At 71.6% G+C, this 22,170-nt stretch carries 18 protein-coding genes; 8 read left to right on the top strand and 10 right to left on the bottom strand.

The window, feature by feature from the left end; translation table 11 throughout:
- Positions 1 to 58: 58 nt before the first annotated feature.
- The 7 genes from ACZ6EG_RS12315 to ACZ6EG_RS12285 all read right to left on the bottom strand — a co-directional run bounded on the left by ACZ6EG_RS12315 (position 59) and on the right by ACZ6EG_RS12285 (position 5,638).
- Positions 59 to 1,447, bottom strand: a complete 1,389-nt coding sequence (locus tag ACZ6EG_RS12315; protein ID WP_469603965.1) for an 8-oxoguanine deaminase — start codon at positions 1,445 to 1,447, stop codon at positions 59 to 61.
- Between the two features lie 72 nt (positions 1,448 to 1,519).
- Positions 1,520 to 2,932: a nucleobase:cation symporter-2 family protein gene (locus tag ACZ6EG_RS12310; RefSeq protein ID WP_391968501.1), complete on the bottom strand. Its 1,413-nt coding sequence runs from the start codon at positions 2,930 to 2,932 to the stop codon at positions 1,520 to 1,522.
- Between the two features lie 64 nt (positions 2,933 to 2,996).
- Positions 2,997 to 3,932 (bottom strand): factor-independent urate hydroxylase, encoded by a 936-nt coding sequence (gene pucL, locus ACZ6EG_RS12305; protein ID WP_391968502.1) that lies wholly within the window; start codon positions 3,930 to 3,932, stop codon positions 2,997 to 2,999.
- A 7-nt stretch (positions 3,933 to 3,939) separates the two neighbouring features.
- A complete protein-coding gene (uraH, locus tag ACZ6EG_RS12300; RefSeq protein ID WP_356607224.1) occupies positions 3,940 to 4,341 on the bottom strand; it encodes a hydroxyisourate hydrolase in 402 nt (133 codons plus the stop codon).
- Positions 4,342 to 4,343: 2 nt separating this feature from the next.
- Positions 4,344 to 4,853, bottom strand: a complete 510-nt coding sequence (uraD, locus tag ACZ6EG_RS12295) for a 2-oxo-4-hydroxy-4-carboxy-5-ureidoimidazoline decarboxylase (protein ID WP_391968503.1) — start codon at positions 4,851 to 4,853, stop codon at positions 4,344 to 4,346.
- A 168-nt stretch (positions 4,854 to 5,021) separates the two neighbouring features.
- A complete protein-coding gene (locus tag ACZ6EG_RS12290; RefSeq protein WP_366766382.1) occupies positions 5,022 to 5,390 on the bottom strand; it encodes a helix-turn-helix domain-containing protein in 369 nt (122 codons plus the stop codon).
- Positions 5,387 to 5,638, bottom strand: a complete 252-nt coding sequence (locus ACZ6EG_RS12285; RefSeq protein WP_217141660.1) for a thiamine-binding protein — start codon at positions 5,636 to 5,638, stop codon at positions 5,387 to 5,389. Before ACZ6EG_RS12285 ends, ACZ6EG_RS12290 begins: the two co-directional genes overlap by 4 nt.
- A 149-nt stretch (positions 5,639 to 5,787) precedes the next feature.
- On the opposite strand from ACZ6EG_RS12285, the gene ACZ6EG_RS12280 reads away from it, so the two are divergent.
- The 5 genes from ACZ6EG_RS12280 (at position 5,788) to ACZ6EG_RS12260 (ending at position 10,671) form a co-directional block, all read left to right on the top strand.
- Positions 5,788 to 6,627: a TIM barrel protein gene (locus ACZ6EG_RS12280; protein WP_469603958.1), complete on the top strand. Its 840-nt coding sequence runs from the start codon at positions 5,788 to 5,790 to the stop codon at positions 6,625 to 6,627.
- 41 nt (positions 6,628 to 6,668) lie between these two features.
- Entirely contained in the window at positions 6,669 to 7,559 is an 891-nt protein-coding gene (locus ACZ6EG_RS12275) for a 2-hydroxy-3-oxopropionate reductase (protein WP_469603954.1), read from the top strand.
- A gap of 177 nt (positions 7,560 to 7,736) precedes the next feature.
- Complete coding sequence (locus ACZ6EG_RS12270; RefSeq protein ID WP_469603951.1) at positions 7,737 to 9,215, top strand: catalase; 1,479 nt, start codon at positions 7,737 to 7,739, stop codon at positions 9,213 to 9,215.
- Positions 9,216 to 9,680: 465 nt separating this feature from the next.
- Complete coding sequence (locus ACZ6EG_RS12265; protein ID WP_391968506.1) at positions 9,681 to 9,935, top strand: hypothetical protein; 255 nt, start codon at positions 9,681 to 9,683, stop codon at positions 9,933 to 9,935.
- A 100-nt stretch (positions 9,936 to 10,035) separates the two neighbouring features.
- Positions 10,036 to 10,671: a TIGR04222 domain-containing membrane protein gene (locus ACZ6EG_RS12260; RefSeq protein WP_391968507.1), complete on the top strand. Its 636-nt coding sequence runs from the start codon at positions 10,036 to 10,038 to the stop codon at positions 10,669 to 10,671.
- 77 nt (positions 10,672 to 10,748) lie between these two features.
- On the opposite strand, the gene gcl is transcribed toward ACZ6EG_RS12260, so the two are convergent.
- Complete coding sequence (gcl, locus tag ACZ6EG_RS12255; RefSeq protein ID WP_391968508.1) at positions 10,749 to 12,533, bottom strand: glyoxylate carboligase; 1,785 nt, start codon at positions 12,531 to 12,533, stop codon at positions 10,749 to 10,751.
- A gap of 155 nt (positions 12,534 to 12,688) precedes the next feature.
- Between gcl and ACZ6EG_RS12250 the strand changes: the two genes are divergently transcribed.
- Entirely contained in the window at positions 12,689 to 13,366 is a 678-nt protein-coding gene (locus tag ACZ6EG_RS12250) for a hypothetical protein (protein WP_391968509.1), read from the top strand.
- 18 nt (positions 13,367 to 13,384) lie between these two features.
- On the opposite strand, the gene ACZ6EG_RS12245 is transcribed toward ACZ6EG_RS12250, so the two are convergent.
- Both ACZ6EG_RS12245 and ACZ6EG_RS12240 read right to left on the bottom strand, forming a co-directional pair.
- Positions 13,385 to 15,598, bottom strand: coding sequence for a trypsin-like serine protease (locus tag ACZ6EG_RS12245; RefSeq protein ID WP_391968510.1), 2,214 nt, complete (start codon positions 15,596 to 15,598; stop codon positions 13,385 to 13,387).
- 50 nt (positions 15,599 to 15,648) lie between these two features.
- On the bottom strand, positions 15,649 to 16,188 hold the full coding sequence (locus ACZ6EG_RS12240) for a hypothetical protein (RefSeq protein WP_391968511.1): 540 nt from the start codon (positions 16,186 to 16,188) through the stop codon (positions 15,649 to 15,651).
- Between the two features lie 432 nt (positions 16,189 to 16,620).
- Between ACZ6EG_RS12240 and ACZ6EG_RS12235 the strand changes: the two genes are divergently transcribed.
- Positions 16,621 to 19,983: a hypothetical protein gene (locus tag ACZ6EG_RS12235; protein ID WP_469603944.1), complete on the top strand. Its 3,363-nt coding sequence runs from the start codon at positions 16,621 to 16,623 to the stop codon at positions 19,981 to 19,983.
- Positions 19,984 to 20,191: 208 nt separating this feature from the next.
- Positions 20,192 to 22,162, top strand: coding sequence for a DNA/RNA non-specific endonuclease (locus tag ACZ6EG_RS12230; protein WP_391968513.1), 1,971 nt, complete (start codon positions 20,192 to 20,194; stop codon positions 22,160 to 22,162).
- Positions 22,163 to 22,170: the final 8 nt, after the last annotated feature.

Below are 22,170 nucleotides of genomic sequence, written 5' to 3'. Positions count from 1 at the left end.
ACCGGCCGAAAGCCGTCCCTCTCGGCCGGAGATCAAGTGGTGTTCAACTGTGGGTCGTTCAGGCCTGTCCGGCGATCCTCGCCAGGCGCTGCGCCTCGTCCCGGGTGGAGCGGGCGATGGCGTCCTCGTCGACCGTCAGCAGCCGGCCGTCCTCGACGATCTGGCGGCCGTTGACGAACGACGCCGTGACCGGGGCGGCCGCGCCGAAGACCAGGGCGGTCACCGGGTCGGCGATGGAGGAGTGGGCGAGGGTGTCCATCCGCCACAGCACCAGGTCGGCGAGCTTGCCCGCCTCCAGGGAGCCGGTCTCGGCGGCACGGCCGAGGACCTGCGCGCCCCCGTAGGTGCCCAGGCACAGCGCCTTGCGGGCGTTCAGCGCGGCCTCTCGGTGGGCGCCGAGGCGGTTGACGAGCAGGGCGTTGCGCAGCTCGGTGTGGAGTTCACCGGACTCGTTGGAGGCGGTGCCGTCCACGCCGAGGCCGACCGGAACTCCGGCGGCGAGCATGTCGGGCACCCGGGCGATCCCGGCGGCCAGGCGGGCGTTGGAGGAGGGGCAGTGGGCGACGCCGGTCCTGGTGCGCGCGAAGGCGGCGATGTCGGAGTCGTTCATGTGGACGCAGTGCGCCATCCACACGTCCTCGCCGAGCCAGCCGGTCGACTCGAAGTAGTCGGTCGGGCCCATGCCGAACAGCTCGTGGCAGAACTTCTCCTCCTCCACGGTCTCCGAACCGTGGGTGTGCAGCCGTACGCCGAGCCGGCGGGCCAGCTCCGCGCCCTGGCGCATCAGTTCGGTGGAGACGGAGAAGGGGGAGCAGGGGGCGACGGCGACCTGGGTCATCGCGTCGAAGGAGGCGTCGTGGTGCTCCTTGACGGTGGCCTCGGTGGCGGCCAGCGCACCGTCCAGGCTCTCCACCGCGAAGTCCGGCGGCAGCCCGCCGTCGGACTCGCCGCGGTCCATGGAGCCGCGGGCGAGGGTGAAGCGGACGCCCATCTCCTGGGCGGCGCCGATGATCGCGCCGGACAGGTCGCCGGAGCCCCGCGGGAAGACGTAGTGGTGGTCCATGGCGGTGGTGACACCGCCGCGGGCCATCATGGCCAGCGAGCCCTGGGCCGCCGCGTACGCCATCGGCTCGTCGATGCGCGCCCAGGTCGGGTAGAGGGCGACCAGCCAGTTGAACAGGTTGTGGTCGGTGGCCAGGCCCCGGGTGATCCACTGGTAGAAGTGGTGGTGGGTGTTGACCAGGCCGGGCGTGACCAGGTGGCCGGTCGCGTCGATCCGGCGTACGACGTTCTTCAGGCCCTCGGGCGCCGCTCCCGCGCCGACGGACTCGATCCGGTTGCCGGCGAGGACGACGTGGCCCGAGGCGTACTCGGTGTCCCCCGCGTCCACCGTGGCGATCGCGCAGTTCTCGATCACCACGCGCTCGGCTGCCGATGATGCTGCCATGCTGCTTCCTTGTCTTTCAGTGGGGCCCGTGGGCGGGTGGGTGAGTACCCACGGGGAGGGCACGGCAGGACCCTAGGAGGATTTGAGTGCCGGAGCCGTCGGACGGCTCCGGGTGCCGAGATGGTGGAAGAACAGGTTGAGCGTGACCGCGACGAGCGCGCCGGCGCTGATGCCGGAGCCGAGCACGGTCTGCGCCCAGGCGGGGAACTCGGCGTAGAAGGTCGGCGCGGCCAGCGGGATGATGCCCGCACCGAGGGCCACGGCCACCAGGATGATGTTGGAGCTGTCGTCGAGGCCCGCCTCGGACAGGGTGCGGATGCCGCTGACCGCGATCGAGCCGAAGAGCACGATGCCCGCGCCGCCGAGGACCGGCATGGGGACGAGGGAGACGACCGCGCCGAGGACCGGGAAGGCGCCGAGGACCAGCAGGGTGGCGCCCGCCACGGCGACGACGTAGCGGCTGCGTACCCGGGTGAGGGAGACGACGCCGACGTTCTGGGCGAAGGCGGAGGTGGGGAAGCCGCCGAAGACGGGGCCGATCAGGGTGGCGAGGCCGTCGGTGCGCAGGCCGCGGGTGATGACCTTGGCGTCGGCGCGGCGGTCGCAGATCTCGCCGAGGGCGAGCATGCCGGCGCTGGACTCGGTCATCAGGACCAGCATCACGATGCACAGCGACAGGATGGCCGCGGGCTGGAACTCGGGGGCGCCGAAGGCGAAGGGGGTGGGCAGGGCCGCGACCGGCGCCGACTTCAGGGCGCTGAAGTCCGCCATGCCGGCCGGGATGGCGACCAGGGTGCCGACGAGCAGGCCGACGAGCAGGGCGACCTGCTTCAGGAAGCCAGCGCCGAAGCGCTGCATGACGAGGATGACGGCGAGGGTGAACGCGGCGAGCGCGAGGTTGCCCATGGAGCCGAAGTCGGCGGCGGTCTCGTCGCCGCCCTGCGCCCAGCCGACCGGGACCGGCATCAGGGTGACCCCGATGAGGGTGATCACCACGCCGGTGACCAGGGGCGGGAAGAAGCGGAGCAGCCGGCCGAAGAACGGGCCGACGGCGAGGCAGAAGACGCCCGCGACCATGACCGCGCCGTAGATGGCGGGGAGTTGGTTGCCGTCGCTGTTCGTCTCGGCGATGGCGAGGATGGGCGCGATGCCGGCCGAGGAGGCGGCGTTGACGAAGGGCAGGCGGTTGCCGACGAAGCCCTTGACGCCGAGCGTCTGGAGCAGGGTCGCGACGCCCGCGATGAGCAGGCTCGCGGCGATCAGCCGGGTGCGGCCCTCGACGTCGAGGCCGACGGCCTGGCCGATGATGAGCGGAGGAGTGACAACACCCGCGTACATGGCGGCGATGTGCTGGAGCGCGGCGGGGACGAGCCGCGAGGGGTGGAGCTTCTCGTCCACCGGGTGCACGGACGTGACGGCGTCCTCGGTGTGCTCCGGCGGGGTGGAATCCAGGCCTTTGGCGGGCCCTTTCGCAGGCAGTGCCATGGTGTTTCCTCCGGTGTGGCGCGCCCCCGGGTCCGGACGGAGGGCCGGGGGCGCGCTTTCCGCGTCAGAGGTTGGTCATGTCGACCGGGATGAGTTGCTCGGCGCCGTCGCGCAGGATGGTGGCCTCGATCAGGCCGTAGGGGCGGTCGGCGGCGTAGTAGACGGCGCCGTCCTTGGCCTCGTTGTCGATCCCGAAGGGCGACAGGTCCGAGCGGAAGTGGTGCTTGTTGGGCATGGAGAAGCGGATCTCGTCCACCTCGTCACGGGAGTTGAGCACCCGCACGCCCATCTCGAAGAGGGTCTGCTGCAGCGAGTACGAGTAGGTCTCGGCGAACGCCTGCAGCGCGTGCTTGCGCACACCGTTGTACGAGCGGTCCCAGTCCGGGGCGTGCGAGTCGACGCCGTCCCAGTTGTGCCGCCACCAGGTGGAGACGGTGGTGGCGAGGATCCGGTCGTGGTCCTCCTTGAGGGTGGTGTACTTGTCCTTCAGGTAGCCGAAGAACTCGGAGTTGGTCGAGTTCAGGACGGTGAGGTCCTTGAAGCCGGAGAGCACCTGGATGCCGTGGCCGTCGTAGGTGATCTGCGCGACGCGCGTCTCCTGGCCCGTGCGGACGAACGAGTGGGCGATCTCCTCGGAGCCGACGAAGCGGGCGCCGCCCTTGGAGGTCTCGATCCGCTCCCAGCCGTACTCCTCGATGCGGATGCGGGCCTGGTGGATCGGCTCGTTGTTGTCGACGAAGTGGCGGGCGAGCTTGACGCCGAGGTCCTCGGCGCTCTCGATCCCGTGCTCCTTGGCGAAGGCGAACACCGTGTTCTTGGTGGTGTCGGTCGGCAGGACGTTCGCGTTGGACCCGCTGCGGTGGACCTCCTCCATGTCGCCGGAGAGGGCGACGGAGACGTTCAGGTCCTTGATGTGGTGCGTGTCGCCGTCGCGCGTGATCTTGACGACGCGGTTCTCTGCCTTGCCGTACTGGTTCTGTCCCAGGACGAAACGGGTCATGTGTCGGTCAGCTCCCTCGGTAAACGGAGTAGCCGAACGGGTTGAGCAGCAGCGGAACGTGGTAGTGCTCGCCGGGCACCACCGCGAAGGTGATGGTGACCTCGGGGAAGAACACGGGCCGGCCGTTCTCGCTGTCCCGGAGCGCGGGGGCGTCCTGCTGGGCCGCGGCTTGTTTCTTGGCGAAGTACGTCTCGGTGTCGAAGTCGAGGCGCACGTGTGTGGTGCCCTCCGGCAGGGCCGGGAGGTCCTTGCACCGGCCGTCCGCGTCGGTCGCGGAGCCGCCGAGCTCGTGCCAGTCCGCCTTCTGCCCGGCGCGGGCGGAGAGGTGGACGGCGACGGCCTCGGCGGGGCGGCCGACGCTGGTGTCCAGGATGTGCGTGGACACGGAGGCGGTGGTGCTGGTGCTCATGGTCAGGCGTCCTGTTCGACGAGTCGGTTCAGGCGGATGCGGTTGATCTTCCCCAGTTCGGTGCGGACGATCTCCCGCTCCTGCTCGGGCGGGTTGCCGATCCGCTCCCTGACCGCGTCCCGCATCTGCTCGCCGGTCCGGCCGGTGGCACAGATGAGGAAGACGTGGCCGAACTTGTCCTGGTAGGCCAGGTTCAGTTCGAGCATCTCCGTCTTGAGGTCGTCGGAGGCGCCGGCCATGCCCGCCTGCTCGCGGGACGAGGTCGGGTCGCCCGGCTTGGGGCGGCCGATCGGCGGGTGCCCGGCCATCGCCTCGGCGAGGTCCTCGGCCGTCAGCTCGGCCATGGCGGCGTCACTGGCGGTGAACAGGTCCTCGACGGTGCTGAAGGGGCGGGCGGCGAGCAGGTGCCGGGCCCACGCCGTGGAGGCACACGCCTCGTGGAGTTCGGCGAGCGCCGCGGACTCCTCGAGGGCGTTGAGACGGGCCAGGCCCGACGCGGAAGTGGACGTCACGGGAGCCTCCGTGGCCTTGTGCTGAACGGGCGTGCCGATAGCTAACGCCCTCGGAAACAACGCGTCAACACTTTGTTGAAAATTCGGGGTGACGAAAGCCGCCGCCCGGTCACCGGGCGGCGGCTTGCCGTTCAGGAGGTCGCGCCTGGTCAGACACCTTCTGTCCGATCAGGCACCCTTCTCGCGGTTGAGGTAGTTGTAGACGGTGAAGCGGCTGACGCCCAGCGCGCCCGCGACGGTCTCCACTCCGTGGCGCACGGAGAAGGCCCCCCGGGCCTCCAGCATCCGCACGACCTCCTGCTTGGCCCGGCGGTCCAGCTCGGACAGCGGCCTGCCCTGCCGGCGTTCCAGCGCGGCGAGGATGTGGTCCAGGGAGTCCGCGAGCTGGGGCAGCCGCACGGCGACCACCTCGGCGCCCTCCCAGGCGAGCACGACGTCGTCCTGGCCGGCCTCGTCGGCCGGGAGCAGCTCGCCGCCGATGGCGTCGACCAGGGGTTTCACGGCCGCGATGAAGGGCTCCTCCCCCGGCCCGGTCACCGCTCGCCCTCCCCGACCACGTTGACCTGGAGGGAGATCCGGGTGGCGCCCGCCTCCAGGGAACGGCGCAGCAGCGCGTCCACGGCGGTGAGCACCGCGTCGGCGCCGCCCTCCGCGGTGTTGCCGAACGGGCCGACGTCGACCTCGTCCAGCTCCGCCGCCTCGACGACCTCCCGGGCGACCACCGCGTGCGCGGGGGCCTCGTCGAGGTCGAAGGGCTCGGTCGTGAACTCCACTCTCAATCGCACGCGGTCAACCTAACGCGCGGTGCCCGTTTTCCGCCGCCCCCTCTTGACAAGGAGGAAGCTCCACCGGCAATCTTCCATTAAGCAGAAACGAACTTCCGCCATACGGAAGACGGCGGATTACGATCGAAACGGAAGGAGCGCGGCACCCGATGGGCTTCGCAGACCAGCGCTTCAACGTCAACCTGTCGATCCTCTTCACGGAACTCCCGCTCCTGGAGCGCCCCGCGGCCGCCGCCGCGGCCGGCTTCACCGCGGTCGAGCTGTGGTGGCCCTGGATCGACTCGCCCACCCCCGAGCAGTCCGAGCTCGACGCCCTGAAGAAGGCGATCGAGGACGCGGGCGTCCAGCTCACCGGGCTGAACTTCTACGCCGGAAAGCTCCCGGGCCCCGACCGCGGCGCCCTGTCGGTGCCGGGCGAGGAGTCGGACCGGTTCCGCGCCAACATCGACGTGGCCGCCGACTTCGCGAAGTCGCTGGGCTGCACGGCCCTGAACGCCCTGTACGGCAACCGCGTCGAGGGCGTGGACCCGGCCGAGCAGGACCGGCTCGCCCTGGAGAACCTGGTCCTCGCCGCCCGCGCGGCCGACCGGATCGGCGCGGTCCTGCTGATCGAGGCGCTCAACAAGCCCGAGTCGCCGCTCTACCCGCTGGTGTCGGCCCCGGCCGCCGTCACGGTCGTCGACAAGGTCAACGAGGCCACCGGACTCGGCAACGCCAAGTTCCTCATGGACCTCTACCACCTGTCCATGAACGGCGAGGACCTGCCGCAGGTGATCGACGCGTACGCCGCGAAGACCGGCCACGTCCAGATCGCCGACAACCCGGGCCGCGGCGCCCCCGGCACCGGCACCCTCCCGCTGGAGGAGCTGCTCGACCGGCTGCGGAAGGCCGGCTACGACGGCTGGGTCGGCCTGGAGTACAAGCCGGTCGACGCCCCCAGCGCCGCGTCCTTCTCCTGGCTGCCGGCCGAGGCCCGCGCGGCCCGCTGAGCGCCACCCCGCAGAACACTTTTTTCAGAGAGGCACCCATCATGAGCACCCTCCCCAAGGTCGCCTGGATCGGTCTCGGCATCATGGGCTCCCCCATGGCGGAGAACCTGATCAAGGCGGGTTACCAGGTCACCGGTTACACGCTGGAGCAGGACAAGCTCGACCGCCTGGCCGCCGCCGGCGGCACCGCGGCCGGCTCGATCGCCGAGGCCGTGCGCGACGCCGACGTCGTCGTGACCATGGTGCCCGCGTCGCCGCAGGTCGAGGCCATCGCCTACGGTCCCGACGGCATCCTGGAGAACGCGAGGTCCGGCGCCCTGCTGGTCGACATGTCCTCGATCACCCCGCAGACCTCGGTCGACCTGGCCGCGGCCGCCAAGGACAAGGGCGTCCGCGTGCTGGACGCCCCCGTCTCCGGCGGCGAGGCCGGCGCCATCGAGGCCGTGCTCTCCATCATGGTCGGCGGTGAGCAGGCCGACTTCGACGAGGCCAAGCCGCTCCTGGAGGCGCTCGGCAAGACCATCGTGCTGTGCGGTCCGCACGGCTCGGGCCAGACCGTGAAGGCGGCCAACCAGCTGATCGTCGCCGTGAACATCCAGGCGTGCGCCGAGGCCGTGGTCTTCCTGGAGAAGTCCGGTGTGGACCTGAAGGCCGCCCTCGACGTCCTCAACGGCGGGCTGGCCGGCTCCACGGTGCTGACGCGGAAGAAGGACAACTTCCTGGCCCGCGACTTCAAGCCGGGCTTCCGCATCGACCTGCACCACAAGGACATGGGCATCGTCACCGACGCCGCCCGCAACGTCGGGGCCGCACTGCCGGTCGGCGCCGTGGTCGCCCAGCTGGTCGCCTCCCTGCGCGCCCAGGGCGACGGCGGCCTGGACCACTCGGCCCTGTTGCGCGCCGTGGAGCGCCTCTCCGGTTCCCAGGTCTGACCGGCCCGGACCACGAGACCTCCGGGCGGCGCCGTCGCTGACACCTGTCCTGTCGCGCCCGAGCGGCGACGCCGCCCGGATCCCACTTCAACAAACTGTTGACGTGCCCTTCACCCGAACTTAGGCTCCACGAAGCGGAAGTTGTTTTCCGCTGACCCCTCGCACGGAAGGTCCCCGATGTCGCAGCGCGTGCTCACGACGCGGACTCTCACCACGGAGTCCGGCGCCCCGGTCGCAGACAACCAGAATTCCGCCTCCGCCGGCGTCGGCGGCCCCCTGCTGATCCAGGACCAGCACCTCCTGGAGAAGCTCGCCCGCTTCAACCGCGAGCGCATCCCGGAGCGCGTGGTGCACGCCCGCGGCTCCGGCGCCTACGGCCACTTCGAGGTGACCGACGACGTCACGGGCTACACGCATGCCGACTTCCTGAACACCGTCGGCAAGCGCACCGAGGTCTTCCTGCGCTTCTCCACCGTGGCCGACTCGCTCGGCGGCGCGGACGCGGTCCGCGACCCGCGCGGCTTCGCGGTGAAGTTCTACACCGAGGAGGGCAACTACGACCTCGTCGGCAACAACACCCCGGTGTTCTTCATCAAGGACCCGATCAAGTTCCCCGACTTCATCCACTCGCAGAAGCGCGACCCGTTCTCGGGCCGCCAGGAGCCGGACAACGTCTTCGACTTCTGGGCCCACGCCCCCGAGGCCACGCACCAGGTGACCTGGCTGATGGGCGACCGCGGCATCCCCGCCTCGTACCGTCACATGGACGGCTTCGGCTCGCACACCTACCAGTGGACGAACGGCAGGGGCGAGTCCTTCTTCGTCAAGTACCACTTCAAGACGGACCAGGGCATCCGCTGTCTGACCGCCGACGAGGCCGCCAAGCTCGCGGGCGAGGACCCGACCTCGCACCAGACGGACCTGGTGCAGGCGATCGAGCGGGGCGTGTTCCCGTCCTGGACGCTGCACGTGCAGCTGATGCCGGTGGCCGAGGCGGCGAACTACCGCTTCAACCCGTTCGACGTGACCAAGGTGTGGCCGCACGCCGACTACCCGCTGCGGCGCGTGGGCCGCCTCGTGCTGGACCGCAACCCGGACAACGTCTTCGCCGAGGTCGAGCAGGCCGCCTTCTCCCCGAACAACTTCGTTCCGGGCATCGGCCCCTCCCCGGACAAGATGCTCCAGGGCCGGCTGTTCGCCTACGCGGACGCCCACCGCTACCGCCTGGGCGTCAACCACACCCAGCTCGCGGTGAACGCCCCCAAGGCGGTGCCCGGCGGTGCGGCCAACTACGGCCGGGACGGCCTGATGGCGTCCAACCCCCAGGGCCGCGGCGCCAAGAACTACGAGCCGAACTCGTACGACGGCCCGGTCGAGACCGGCCGCCCGCTGGCCTCGCCGCTGCCGGTGTCCGGCCACACCGGCACCCACGAGACACCGCTGCACACCAAGGACGACCACTTCTACCAGGCCGGTGAGCTGTACCGCCTGATGTCCGAGGACGAGAAGCAGCGCCTGATCGCGAACCTCGCCGGCGGCCTGTCCCAGGTCTCCCGCAACGACGTGGTCGAGAAGAACCTCGCGCACTTCCACGCCGCCGACCCGGAGTACGGCAAGCGCCTGGAAGAGGCGGTCCGCGCCCTGCGCGAGGACTGACCGCAAGGCTCGCGCACGGGACCCGGCGGGGAGGCCGGGACCGTGTGCGCGGCCCGCGCGGGCATCGGAGCGGCCCGGATGAGGGGTGGCCGCCCGGCGCCGGCGCGGGAAGGGCGAGGACCGCGACGGCCTGCGAGCCAGTGCGGTGGTGAAGGGCCCGGAGCTTCTCCTACGACCTGAGGGGAGAGGCGTTCCGGACCCGTCGCACCGTCGCGGTCCCAGCCACCACCCGCCTCTGCACGCCAGAGGCCCATGACTCCGTCCGGCGGCGCGAACGACCTGTCGCGCCCAGCCTCGCGCTGTCGGACGGACACCACGTGAAGAACGGTAGAACCTTCACCGGCCGATGAGCGCCGGATGCGGACGGTCCCGCATCCGGCGCTCTTCGGCGTGCACGCGCGGGCCTCCACCGGTCGTCCTGACCGCCGGGGTGCGGAACGCGGGCCCGCGCAGCAGCCTGAAGGCATGGCACACCCACCCGAGCACCCGCACATCGTGGTCCACTCCCCCGCGCTGGACGGCTCCCGCCGGGTCACCTCCGGCGACGAGACCCTCGGCGTCGCCTCGCACGCCGACGACGTCGCCGAGCTGCTGCGGCTGGCCGACCTCTACGTGACCGCCGTCGAGGACAGCGACCTGGTCGAGTGGCGGGGCGGCGGCCCGGACGACTGGCCGGGGCTGCACGAGCACCAGGAGCGCCAGGAGCCCCCTCCGGCCTGACCGCGCGTCCGGCTCCCTCAAGTCTTCCTCTGAGAACGCGGCCGCGCGCTTGAACCGCCCCCCGGGCCGGGCACAACCCCGGGCACACGGGGGTGAGGGCATGGACGGTGGCACGGAGATCGGCCGGAAGCCGTACGAGATCGCACTGCTGGGCGGCGGGCCGCGGGCCGCGGTGACGGTGGCGGTGGTCGACCTGCACCTGCGGGGGGCGTTGGAGATCGGCCCCCGCAGGACGCTGTGCGCCACGGGGCCGGAACCGGAGGGGCTGGGGCCGTTCGAGGGCACCGTCCTGGACTGCCTGCGGGAGCCGCGCACCGCCCGCGGCCTGGTCCGGCATCCGGACGTGCGCCTGGCGCTGGCGCTGGCGCGCATCCCGCTCGCGGAGGAAGGGCTGCTGCGCCACCCGCGACTCGGCCCCACCCGGGGTGCCCGCCGACGGGTGGAGTTCTGGCGGGCGCGGAACCCTTTGCCGAGGGTCCGGCACGGGCTCACGGACGACGACACGCTGCTCGCGGTCGCGCTGCACGGCGACGCCGCCCTGCGCATGCTGCTGCCGCGCTTCGCGCTGCGGGCCGGGCTCACGGACCCGGGCGGCTCCACGGAGGGGGTGCGCTTCTCCCTGGGCCGCGGCAGGTTCCTCAGGTGGCGCGACGAGTACGAGGACTCGCTCACGGGCGACTGGGGCGCGGGCCACGGGGGCGGCTGCGGCTCGGGCGGCGGGGGCGGCGGGGACTGAGCCGCCCGGACGCGCGCGAGGGCGGTCCGTCACGGTGACGGACCGCCCTCGCCCTCAGGCCGTGCGGGTGGTGCGGGTCAGGCCTTCAGGGTCCTGACCGCGGTCGGGGCGTGCCCCGGCTCCGTGGCCAGCTCCTCGAACTCCACCACGTTGGAGATGTCGTTCGTCCCCGACATGGAGATGTTGGTGATCCGCTCCAGGATCGCCTCGACGACGACCGGCACCTGGTGCTCGGCGGCGAGCTTCTTGGCCTGCTCCAGGGCCGCGCCCAGCTCGCCGGGGTCGGTCACCCGGATCGCCTTGCAGCCGAGGCCCTCGGCGACCTTGACGTGGTCCACGCCGTAGACGCCCAGTTCGGGCGAGTTGATGTTCTCGAACTCCAGGTTGACCTGGAAGTCGATCTCGAACGCCCGCTGGGCCTGGCGGATCAGGCCCAGGTAGGAGTTGTTGACCAGGACGTGGACGTACGGGATCTTGTGCTGCGCGCCGACGGCCAGTTCCTCGATCATGAACTGGAAGTCGTAGTCGCCGGAGAGCGCCACGACCTGGGCCTCGGGGTCGGCCTTGGCGACGCCGAGCGCGGCCGGGACGGTCCAGCCGAGCGGGCCGGCCTGGCCGCAGTTGATCCAGTGCCGCGGGCGGTAGACGTGCAGCATCTGGGCGCCGGCGATCTGGGAGAGGCCGATGGTGGAGACGTACCGGGTCTCGGGACCGAAGGCCTTGTTCATCTCCTCGTAGACGCGCTGCGGCTTGATCGGGATGTCGTCGAAGTGCGTACGGCGCTGGAGGGTGGCCTTGCGCTCCTGGGCGGAGGCGGCCCAGTCGGATCGGTCGGGCAGCTTGCCGGCCGCCTTCAGTTCCTTCGCGACCTCGACGAACAGTTCCAGGGCGGCCTTCGCGTCGGAGGCGATGCCGTAGTCCGGGGCGAAGATCTTGCCGATCTGGGTCGGGTCGACGTCGACGTGGACGAACTTCCGGCCGGCGGTGTAGACGTCCAGCTTGCCGGTGTGGCGGTTGGCCCAGCGGTTGCCGATGCCGAGGACGAAGTCCGACTCCAGGAAGGTCGCGTTGCCGTAGCGGTGCGAGGTCTGGAGGCCGACCATGCCGGCGTTCAGCTCGTGGTCGTCGGGCAGCAGGCCCCAGCCCATCAGGGTGGGCACGACCGGGGTGCCGGTCAGCTCCGCGAACTCCACCAGGAGGTCGGCCGCGTCGGCGTTGATGATGCCGCCGCCGGCCACGATCAGGGGGCGCTCGGCCGCGTTCAGCATGCCGATCGCCTTCTCGACCTGGGCACGGGAAGCGGCCGGCTTGTAGACCGGGAGCGGCTCGTAGGTGTCCGGGTCGAACTCGATCTCCGTGAGCTGGACGTCGATCGGCAGGTCGATGAGGACCGGGCCGGGACGGCCGGAGCGCATGAGGTGGAAGGCCTGCTGGAACACGCCGGGGACCTGCGCGGCCTCCAGGACGGTGACCGCCATCTTGGTGACCGGCTTGGCGATCGAGGCGATGTCGACGGCCTGGAAGTCCTCCTTGTGGATCACCGCGGTCGGCGCCTGGCCGGTGATGCACAGGATCGGGATCGAGTCGCCGATCGCCGAGTACAGACCGGTGATCATGTCGGTGCCGGCCGGTCCCGAAGTGCCGATGCAGACACCGATGTTGCCCGGGCGGGTCCTGGTGTAGCCCTCGGCCATGTGCGAGGCGCCCTCGACGTGCCGGGCGAGGGTGTGGTGGACGCCGCCGGAGGCCTTGAGCGCCGCGTAGAAGGGGTTGATCGCCGCGCCCGGCACACCGAACGCGTCGGTGACGCCCTCGCGCTTGAGGATCTCAACTGCCGCTCGGGCAGCGGTCATACGAGCCATCGAGTACTCCTGCTTCGGCTGTCGGATTCGCACTCCCGTCGCGCCCCGCGGTGAGCTTCTTCCGTAGCGACTTCCATATTGCGGAATTTTGTTTCTACGATCTGGAAGTAATGTAAGTGGGCGGCCGAGGACCGTCAAGAGAGGACGATGGGGGCATGTCCGAGACCGTCCCGGTGTGCTGCACCGCCTGCGGGCGCCGGCACCGCTACACGGCACCGTCGTACCCCTGCGCGTGCGGGGCGCCCGTCGCCCCGGCGCTCGATCCGCGCGGGACCGCGACCGCGGTCACCCACCGGGCGTGGGACGAGGAGTGGATCGGCGTGCGCTGCGCGGCCTGCGGGACCGAGAGCCGCTGGCCGCGGCCGGAGCTGGGCTGCCCCTGCGGGACGGTGCTGTGCGTGCCGGTGGACCGGAAAGCCGACGGGCGGTCCGGGCGCACCCCCGGATCGCGGGTCCCGGCCCACCGGTCCGTGCCGATCCGCACCGCCCGCGACGCCGTCACCGCCGCCGTGCTGTACCTGCGCGGGCTGGGGCACCGGGACGTCCGCCGGGCGGAGCAGCCGCCGGTGTCCGGCATCGGGCTGGCGGCGCCCGGGATCGTGGTCCAGGTGGACCCGGCGGTGGGCCCGGCCTCGGCACGGGACGTGGAGTGCCTGTGGCTCACGGGCATGGCCGAGTCCGCGAGCTGCGTCTTCTTCTCCCTCGCCGGCTACGCCGAGGAGGCCCGCCGACGCGCCGACGCGCTGGGCGTCGCGCTCTTCGTCCTCGATCCGACGGGTGTACCGCGGCCCGCAAACGCGTCGGCCGTGGCGCTGGACGCCACGGCCGACTGAGAACTGCTGCTGTACGGACTACCGAGCGGCGTGCCCGAAGCGGACGCCGGCGGCCGGGAGACCGCCCTGACCGGGCTGGTGGACGGTGACCGGGGCGATCGGCTGGCCCACGGTCACGTTGGACATCGGCAGGGCGTAGAGCGCGCCGTACGCGCTCGGGCCGTAGGGCATGCCGACGTACAGGCGGGTGCCGGTGAAGTGGATGCTCCGGCCGAGGTACTGCTTGGCCTTCGGGGCGCCGGGGATGCCGTCGCCGTCGCCGGACTCGATCCACTTGTCGTTGGCGCCGGGGGCGCCGAGCAGCGAGAAGACGTGGACGGCGCCGGAGCTCGTCTCCGAGCCGATGGCCTCGTCCGGGACACCGACGGCCATCTTCATCGTGGCGACGGTGCTGACCGCCCGCGGCGCGGTGTTCACGACGCTCAGGGCGGCACCGAAGTGGTCACCGGCCTCGGAGGTGCCGGAGACGTCGTCGTCGGCGGTGCCCGAGTCGTATCCCTCGAGCTTGGTGTAGCCGCCGGCGGCGTTGACGCGGAAGGTCATCACGCCACCGGTCTGGGCCTTGCTGACGCCGTCCACCGTCAGGGCCTCGCCCGGCGAGCCCACCGCGAGGATCGACTCGGCGGCGGTCGCCGCTCCCGACGCGCGGTAGGGAGCCAGCCCCAGGGCGGCGCCGAACCGGTCGCCGGCCTCCGCGCCGCCCGGGACGGTGTCCAGGTCCTGGTCGAGGCCGAACAGCGGGGTGGGCCTCTTCTCGCTGTTCAGGGTGTGGGAGAAGACGGCGAGGTTGCCGGCCGCGTCGTCGCCGCCGATGTTCTCGTCCGGAGCCCCGATGGCCACGTGGTTGGTGTCGGCGGCCAGCACGGCGCCGAAGCCGTCGTTGGCCTCCACCGCTCCGGGCACGTCCAGCCTGTCCTGGTGGACGGCGACGTTGGTGCCACCGCGGACGTAGAACGCCTCGCCCGCCTTCGCCGCAGTGCCGAGACCCTCGCCGGGCGCACCGATCACGACGAAGGGCTCGCCGGCGGCGGTGGTGCCCGCGGCCATGGCCTGCCCCATCAGGTCCCCGGTCTCGGGGGTCGAGGCGCTGATCGAGCCGTTGCCCGTGGCCTGCTCGAAGTGGGTGTCCTTCTTGGCACCGGTGCCGAGGCCGCCGGGGGCGCCGTGCAGGATGTCGGCCATGCCCGCGTCCACGGCATCGCCGATGTTCTCGCCGGGCGAGCCCACGGCCAGGTCGGTGCAGCCGTCCTCGTCGTAGTCGACGGTGGCGATGGCCTGGCCGAAGAGGTCGTTCGCCTCGGCCCCGCCCGGGACCCAGTCGAGGTCCTGGTTGATCTCGGCGCTGCCCTTGCCGCCGCCGTACACGAGACGGAGCAGGCCCGCCTTGGCGTCGCCGCCGACGGCCGCCTCCGGGTCGGCGACGGCGATGTCCTCCACACCGTCGCAGTTGAAGTCGGTGACGCGGGTCGCGCCCACCTTGGACGCCACCCAGGAGCCCAGGTCGTCGACGCGGGTGACGATGCCGCCGGTACGCGTCTCGGCGGCGTCGATGCCGAAGCAACCGCCCTGGTAGGAGCGGCTGCTGAGGCCGGCCAGCCGGTGGGTCCCGCCGGCCACCCGGACCAGCGGTCCGCCGGTGTCGCCCATGCACGCGGAGACGCCGTCCCTGCCGGTCACCGTCGCCGTGGTGGTGGCGGCGGCGTCCACGGAGAACGTTCCGGTGTGCAGGTTCAGCGGCGCCCACTCGGTCTTGGTACGGCCGTACCCGGCGAGCGTCAGCTCCTCACCCGCGACGGGTGCGGTGGTGGCCAGGGCGAGGGGGGTGACGCCCGCGACCGGGCGGTTCAGCCGGGCCAGGACGACGTCGCGGTCGGTGCGGGGCACCAGCTCCACGACCTCGCGGACCGCGCCGGCGGTGCCGGACAGGTCGGCGCGGCCGACGGTCGCGGTGGTCTTGCGCTGCGGCTTGCCCGCGGGCACCGCAAGGCTCGCGGCGGGGTCGTCCGCGAAGCAGCTGGCCGCGGTGAGCAGCCACTCGGTGTCGACCAGGACGCCGGAGCAACCGCGGTCGTGGTCACCGACGACGACCTGCGCCGTGTAGGCGTGCGTCGTGTCGGACGAGGCGGAGGCGGGGCCCGTCACGGCGGTGGCGGGAACGGCGGTCATGACGACCGGTCCCGCGGTCAGGGCTGCGGCCAGTGCGGCGAGGCGCACGGGTCTGGTGTGTCGCATCAGTTCAGGTTCCTCGGTGGCAGGTCTCGGCAAGGGGACTCGGCTGGGCGCTACTTGGTGGTCCTGATCTCCACGAGCAGGTGTTCACGGCCCTGTTCGTCCGCGCTCTCGCCCACCGAGGTCCAGGTGTTCTTCTCCAGGTCGAAGGACTTCTCCTCGTCCCCGACGGTCATGTCCACCTGGGTGTCGTAGTCGTTGCCCCGCATGACGTACACGGCGGGGATCTCGAGCGTCAGCCACCCCGAGTTGCCGACCGTCTTGAAGCAGATCGTCTCCGCTTCACGCCGGGCCATGACCTGCAGGAGGCCGGGGCCGTCGGCGCAGTCGGCCAGGGTGATGTGACCGTCCCCGCGCTTGAGGACGATGCCCTGCTCCTCGAGGATCTTGTCGGCCTGCGGATAGGCGAAGTCCTCGACCGCGTAGCCCGGGGCCTCGTCCGCCACGGCCACCGCGGGACCGCCGGTCTCCGTCGGGAGGCCGGAGCCCAGCGCGGCCCATGCCAGGCCGCCGGCGACCAGCGCGCCGCCCAGGGCGCGCGCCACAAGTCTCTTCCGCTGCGGCTTCACCGTGGTGGTGGTGCGTACCTTCATCACAGTCCTAAATTCGTTTTCCTCCGGCCGGATGTCCGCCATCCGACCCCGTGACAGGCATGAAGGCTCCGCAATTCAATGAGGGCCCCCAACCCCCGTCGGAAATACGGGAGGACAGCACTTTCCTTTCCCGCATCTCCGCTTGAGCCTGTCCATGCCACCTCCCGGCAGCGGTGTCTGTCCACTTCCGAACCCCAGCAAAACGGACCGGAGTTGTAGGTTCCGTGTGACTCTCGCCACCTCCTGGAAAGGTTGTACGAATCTCTGTGGAGAACTCGTGAAGACATGTAGGTGCCACGCATCGGCCAGATCTGTCGTTCCGTCAATTTGTCGGGGCACCAAGCGATTTCATTCCCGGCGGCCATTGATAGGGTCACTCCAGTTTTCATGCCCCTGCCATTTCATCGACCAGACCGCGAGGACAACGCCCTTATGCAGACGATGTTCTGGAGTCGCAGACGGCTCCTCGGGGCGGCCGCCGCCGTGACGGCCGCCGCCGCCACCCCCCTGTCGCTGACGCCCCCGGCGCGCGCCGCCGCACAGGACACGCCGACCGTCCCGCCGACCCTGCCCGACACCGACCGGGCCAGGGTCGTCCAGGCCTGGACGACGGGCGGCAAGGCCACCAAGGCCGCGGCCGCCTACGCGCTGTACGGCACCGACGCCGAGGTCGTGACGTTCCTCGCCGAGACGCTGCCGAAGGTCACCGCCGAGGACAACCGTGTCGCCGTCGCCAGGTACCTGGCCCGTGCCGGCAAGGGCCTGCGCCGCGAGGCGGTCGCCGCCCTCGACAACGGCGACGCGGCCATCGCCGCCTTCCTGGCCGACCAGTACAAGCCCGCGCTGATCGAGGATCTGAGCGTGGCGACCTCCATCATCTCGTCCACCGGCGACAAGGCCGTCCAGCGGGCGGCCTCCGCCGCGTTGGACGCCGGCACCCAGCAGGCGCTCGAGGGCTTCCTCACCGACGGCCAGTACGACGCCCGTCTGGAGGACGCCAGGGTCCAGGTGTCCTCGATGCTGATCGGCACCGGGCCCGAGGTGCGCAAGTACGCGGACCGCGCCCTGAGCGGCACGGCGACGGACGTCCAGTGGTTCCTCGACACCGGCCAGCACATCGCCCGGGCCCGGGACCAGGAGTCGGCGACCATCGCGGAACTCGTCGCGGTGGTCGAGCGGGAGGGCAAGCGCGCCCAGGCCGAGACCGACCGGGCCGTCGAGGCCTCCGCACGCGCCCTGACCGCCGCCGAGAAGGCCAAGGAAGCGGCCGAGAAGGCCGCCGCGGAGGCCGCGGCCGCCAAGGAGGACGTCAAGAAGTCCGCCGCGGCCGCCCGCAAGGCGGCCAGCGCCGCCAAGGGCGCGGCCAACGCCGCCCGCAACGCCATCAGCGCCTCCAACGCCGCCGTCACCGCCTCCCGCCGCGCCTCATGGGCGGCCGCCGCGGCCTCCCAGGCCGCCGCGACGGCCGGCAATGCCGCCTCGCACGCCTACAACGCCGCCATCGCCGCGTCCAAGGACGCCAACAAGACCAAGGCGGCCAAGGACGCGGCCGTCGCCGCGTACAACTCGGCCGCGAAGGCCCGGACCGCCGCCAAGGCCGCCGACTACGCCGCGTCCGCCTCCGCGCAAGCCGCGAACGCCGGTTCCTCGGCCGCCTCCGCCGCGCGCAACTCCGCCGCGGCGGCGACCGCCGCCGCGCAGGCCGCCACGGCCGCGGGGGCCGCCGGGTCCGAGGCCGCCGAGGCCAAGCGCCAGGCGGCCATCGCGACGACCGCGGCCAACCGCGCCACCAACGCCGCCTCCACGGCCCAGGCGCTCGCCAACAAGACGGCCTCCGCCGCGCGCACCGCCCGGGACGCGGCCTACTCCGCCGCCGACCACGCGGAGAAGTCGGCCAAGGCCGCCGAGGAGGCGGTGAAGTTCGCCGGTCAGGCCATCGACTACGCGAACAGGTCCACCGCGCACGCGGCCGAGGCGGTGAAGGCGGCGAACACCGCCACCAAGGCCGTCGAGGACGCCATGGCGGTGGAACAGGCGGCCCGTGAGGCGGAGATGTCCAGGCTGGAGCAGGACAAGCTCCAGGGCATGGACGAGGCCCGCCTGTTGGCCGGGATCGAGGCCGAGGAGCGGGCCGAGTACGAGGACAAGCGCACCCAGGAGGCCCAGACCGAACAGGCCCTCAAGGACCTGATCGCCGCGGCCGAGAAGGCCCTGTGGGAGACCGGCGACCTGACCCTCGCGGCCACGCTGGGCCGCAAGGCCGCCACCGGGCTGCTGGAGGCCAAGGGCGCGTGGACGCGGGAGGCCGCCCAGCACGCGCTGGCCGGCACCGACGACGACGTGCTCTCCTGGGTCGACCTCGACCGGGGCATCGCCCAGAACCAGGACGACCGCGAGACGGTCCTGTACATAGCCCAGATATCCAGCCCCGCCATCGCGGAGGCGGCGCAGACCGCGCTGTCGAGTTCCAGCTCCGCGGCGATCGGCGACTTCCTCACCTCGGGGATGATCCGGGCCTCGCAGGACGACAACAAGGTCCAGATCGGCCGCATCCTCAACGACAATCCCGGCAACGCCGTCAAGAAGGCCGCCAACGACGCGCTGGACAAGAACACCCCCGAGGCACTGCAGGACTTCTTCGAGCGGACCTACCCGGCGGCCCAGCGGGAGGACGACGCGGTGGAGACCGCGACGTCGGTGGCGACCGGGGGCGAGTACGTCAAGTCGTACGGCGAGGTCGCCCTGGAGGGCCCGACCTGGATGCGCCGGAACTTCGTCCAGGTGATACGGCACACGGCGGCTCAGCTCGACCACGACTCCGCCACCCACGTCGCGGCGATCCGCGGGACCATCGCGGCCGGGGCGAAGATCGCCTACAAGGCCCAGGAGAACGCGGCCCTCGCGTCGAAGGCGGCGGCGGACGCCCGCAAGGCCGGCGCCGAGGCCCAGGAATGGGCCGACAAGGCGGTGGACGCGGCGCGTGAGGCGGAAGGCTACGCCGACCAGGCGAAGCAGAACGCCGACGCCGCGGACCGGTCCGCGGCGGACGCACAGGCCTCGGCGAACCAGGCCAGCTCGGCGGCCGCGACGGCGCGCAACGCGTCCAGGTCGGCCAACTACTCCGCCAACAAGGCCGTGGACGCGGCCCGTTCGGCACTGGCCTCCTCGCACAGCGCCCAGGCGTCGGCCGCCAGTGCCCGCCAGTCCGCCCTGCAGGCCGGCAAGGACAAGGCGACGGCGGCCGCGGCGGCCAGCGCGGCACGCAACGTCGCCGCCCAGAAGCGCCAGGCCGAGATCGCCGAGGCCGCCCGTGAGGCCGCCGAGAAGGCGAAGCGGGAACGGCAGGAGGGCAGGAACCCGGCCGACAGCGAGACCCACGACGAGGTCCACCCCAACGGCACCGGTTCCGGCTCCGAGCAGGAGGACTGGTGGTCGGACGCCGGCTGGTGGGCGGACGCCGCGGGCAAGGTCAGCGTCGCCACGGGCTTCATCGCCGCCGGCCTCGGCCTGGCCAGCCTGGTCTTCCCTCCGCTGGCGGCGGGGGCCGCGTTCTTCGCCTGGGTCTCCGTGGGCGCGGGCGCGCTGAGCGCCGTCTTCACCGGCATCGAACACGGTTTCGGCAGCGGTGAGTTCATCGGGGCCCTCGGCGGCACCGCCCTGAACCTGGCCACCTTCGGCCGGGGCAAGCTGGTGACCACGGGCCTCAAGAAGGCGGCCCCCGTGGTCAACAAGGTCGCGGAAGAGGGCAAGGAGCTGGTGTCCTCGATCGCCGGCGGCCTGTCGAGCCTCTGGTGACCGGCACCGTCCACCCGTCACGCGACGGGTGACCCTCCCGCCCCGCCGGTGACCGGCGGGGCGGTCCTCTGACGTCCCACCGCCGCGCCGACGCGGACCCACGGTCTCGGGCAGGCCGTAGCCACTCCCTCGCGCCGCACTCCCCCGGGACGTTCCTCCAGCCTCCGCTCACCCGGTGGCACGTCACACCCGAAAGGTAAGTACGACCATGCGACCATCCTCTTTCCTCGCGCGATATCGACGCGCGGCCGTTCCCTTGCTGGCCGTCCTGGTCCTGGGCACCACCACCGCGATGGTGCCCGCGTCCCAGGCGCCGGAGGTGTCCCAGGCCTCGCAGGCGTCCCCACGCGAGGTGGACGGCCTCGACCCGGCCGACAAGACCGGCATTCCCACCCCCACCGAGACCGGGCCGGTACCGGTGGCACCCGGGGAGCACTGCGAGCCCACCCGCGCCGGTTCCCGCGAGCGCAGGTCGGGTGCCGTGGAAGCCTGCGTGACCACGAGCACCAAGCCGGTGACGCCGGCCAAGCGGCAGTCCCTCTCCGCCGCGCAGCCGGCGACGGCCTCCGTCACCGCCGACGAGGTCAGCTGCTCGATCACGTCCCCCGGCCAGTGGATCTACAACCGCTTCGGCTATTGCGTGAGCGGCCTGACCGTGCTGTACGTGCTCAAGGACAGCAACGGCAAGGAGCTGGGCACCGGCACGCTGGACGTCACGACCAGCGCCCTCCTGCCCCCCGCGGACACGACGTGGAACGAGCACGTCACCGTGACCATGACCGGCGCGACCGGGGCCGTCACCTCCCTGACCGCGAAGTTCCGGTCCGCGTGCTCGGCCGGCTGCAAGGCCACCAAGAACGCCCCGTGGTACGGAGGCACCCTGGTCAAGGGCGACGCCCGCAACGGTCGCGTGACCTACGCCTCCACCCCGGCCCCCGGCACCAAGGTCGAGTTCACGACGTCGTACGAGCTGTACGTCGCCGCTCCCGGCGCCCAGGTCATCGACCCGAGCGCCACCTGGAGCAACCCCAGGCCGATCCGCTGTGACGACGACGTCCGGGACACCGGTTCCACCGGCACGCCCGCTCCCGGCTGCGTGGTGCCCAGCATCATGCCGGTCGTCAACATCAACGGCACGTCGGGCGCCGCGGCGGCCGGATACCTGTGGGCCCAGCAGAACCTCGCCAACGGCTGGGGGCGCGACACACCGCTGACCCGGGCGAAGAGCGGCATGGCCGACCGCACCGCTCGCACCTGTCAGGGCTCGAAGCCCTTCCAGCCCATGACGACCCTCGTCACGGACGACAGCTGCGGCATCTTCCCCTTCGCGGCCACCCACGAAGGAGGGACCGACGGAGCCCAGTGCGCCGAGATCATCCCCAACGACAACGGCGGAGGATGGAACATCCACCAGTTGGGGACCGCGGACACCGGCAGGTCCTGTGTGCGTGCCCACGTCCCGCTCGCCGACAAGCAGTCCGCCGAGGCACAGCTCGACGAGGGCTTCGTGAACCAGCGTGTGCTGGAGGCCGAGCAGTTCAAGGTGGAGATCACCAGCTCGACCGCCGGGCCGCAGGCCGCCTGTCTGAAGAACGCGCCCACCGACTCGCTCCCGGCCGGCAAGGGGTGGATCAGGAACACCACCGAAGCGGTCGCGCACGTCAACAAGACCACCACCCCGCTCGGACCGCCCGGTGACCGGGCGACCACGGCTCAGGCCTGCGTGGGGAAGGACCCCGACGAGGGCAGTGACGCCGTGGGCGACATCACCGGCTGGCAGGACGCGGAGCTGTTCCGTGACAGCAACTCCCCCGGGACGGGGCTCGCCCGGTGCCACCTCATCGCCAACATCCTCGGCGGAAAGGGCCGGGTGCTGGACGGCGGACAGCGCAACCTCGTTCCCTGCTGGCAGTCCGGCATGAACACCGGTACACCCAGTATGCGGACCTTCGAGCAGGCGATTCAGAAGCTGGTGAAGGAGGACGCCAACTTCGGGGCGGGTGACGCGGTCCTGTACCAGGTCACGCCCAAGTACCTGGACGCCAGCAGCACGATTCCCGTGGGTGTGGTGATGACCGCTACAGTCGAGCGCGCGGACGGCTCTTCGCAGCCGCTCTTCTCCGACCAGTACATACCCAACACCAAGGGCAACACCGGGAACCTCAACCTCGGGAACTGAGCCCGGTC

The organism is Streptomyces sp. NPDC041968 (genome assembly GCF_055589025.1).
Note: the sequence above shows the minus strand (reverse complement) of the source record. Positions and strands in the feature narration are given on the sequence as shown.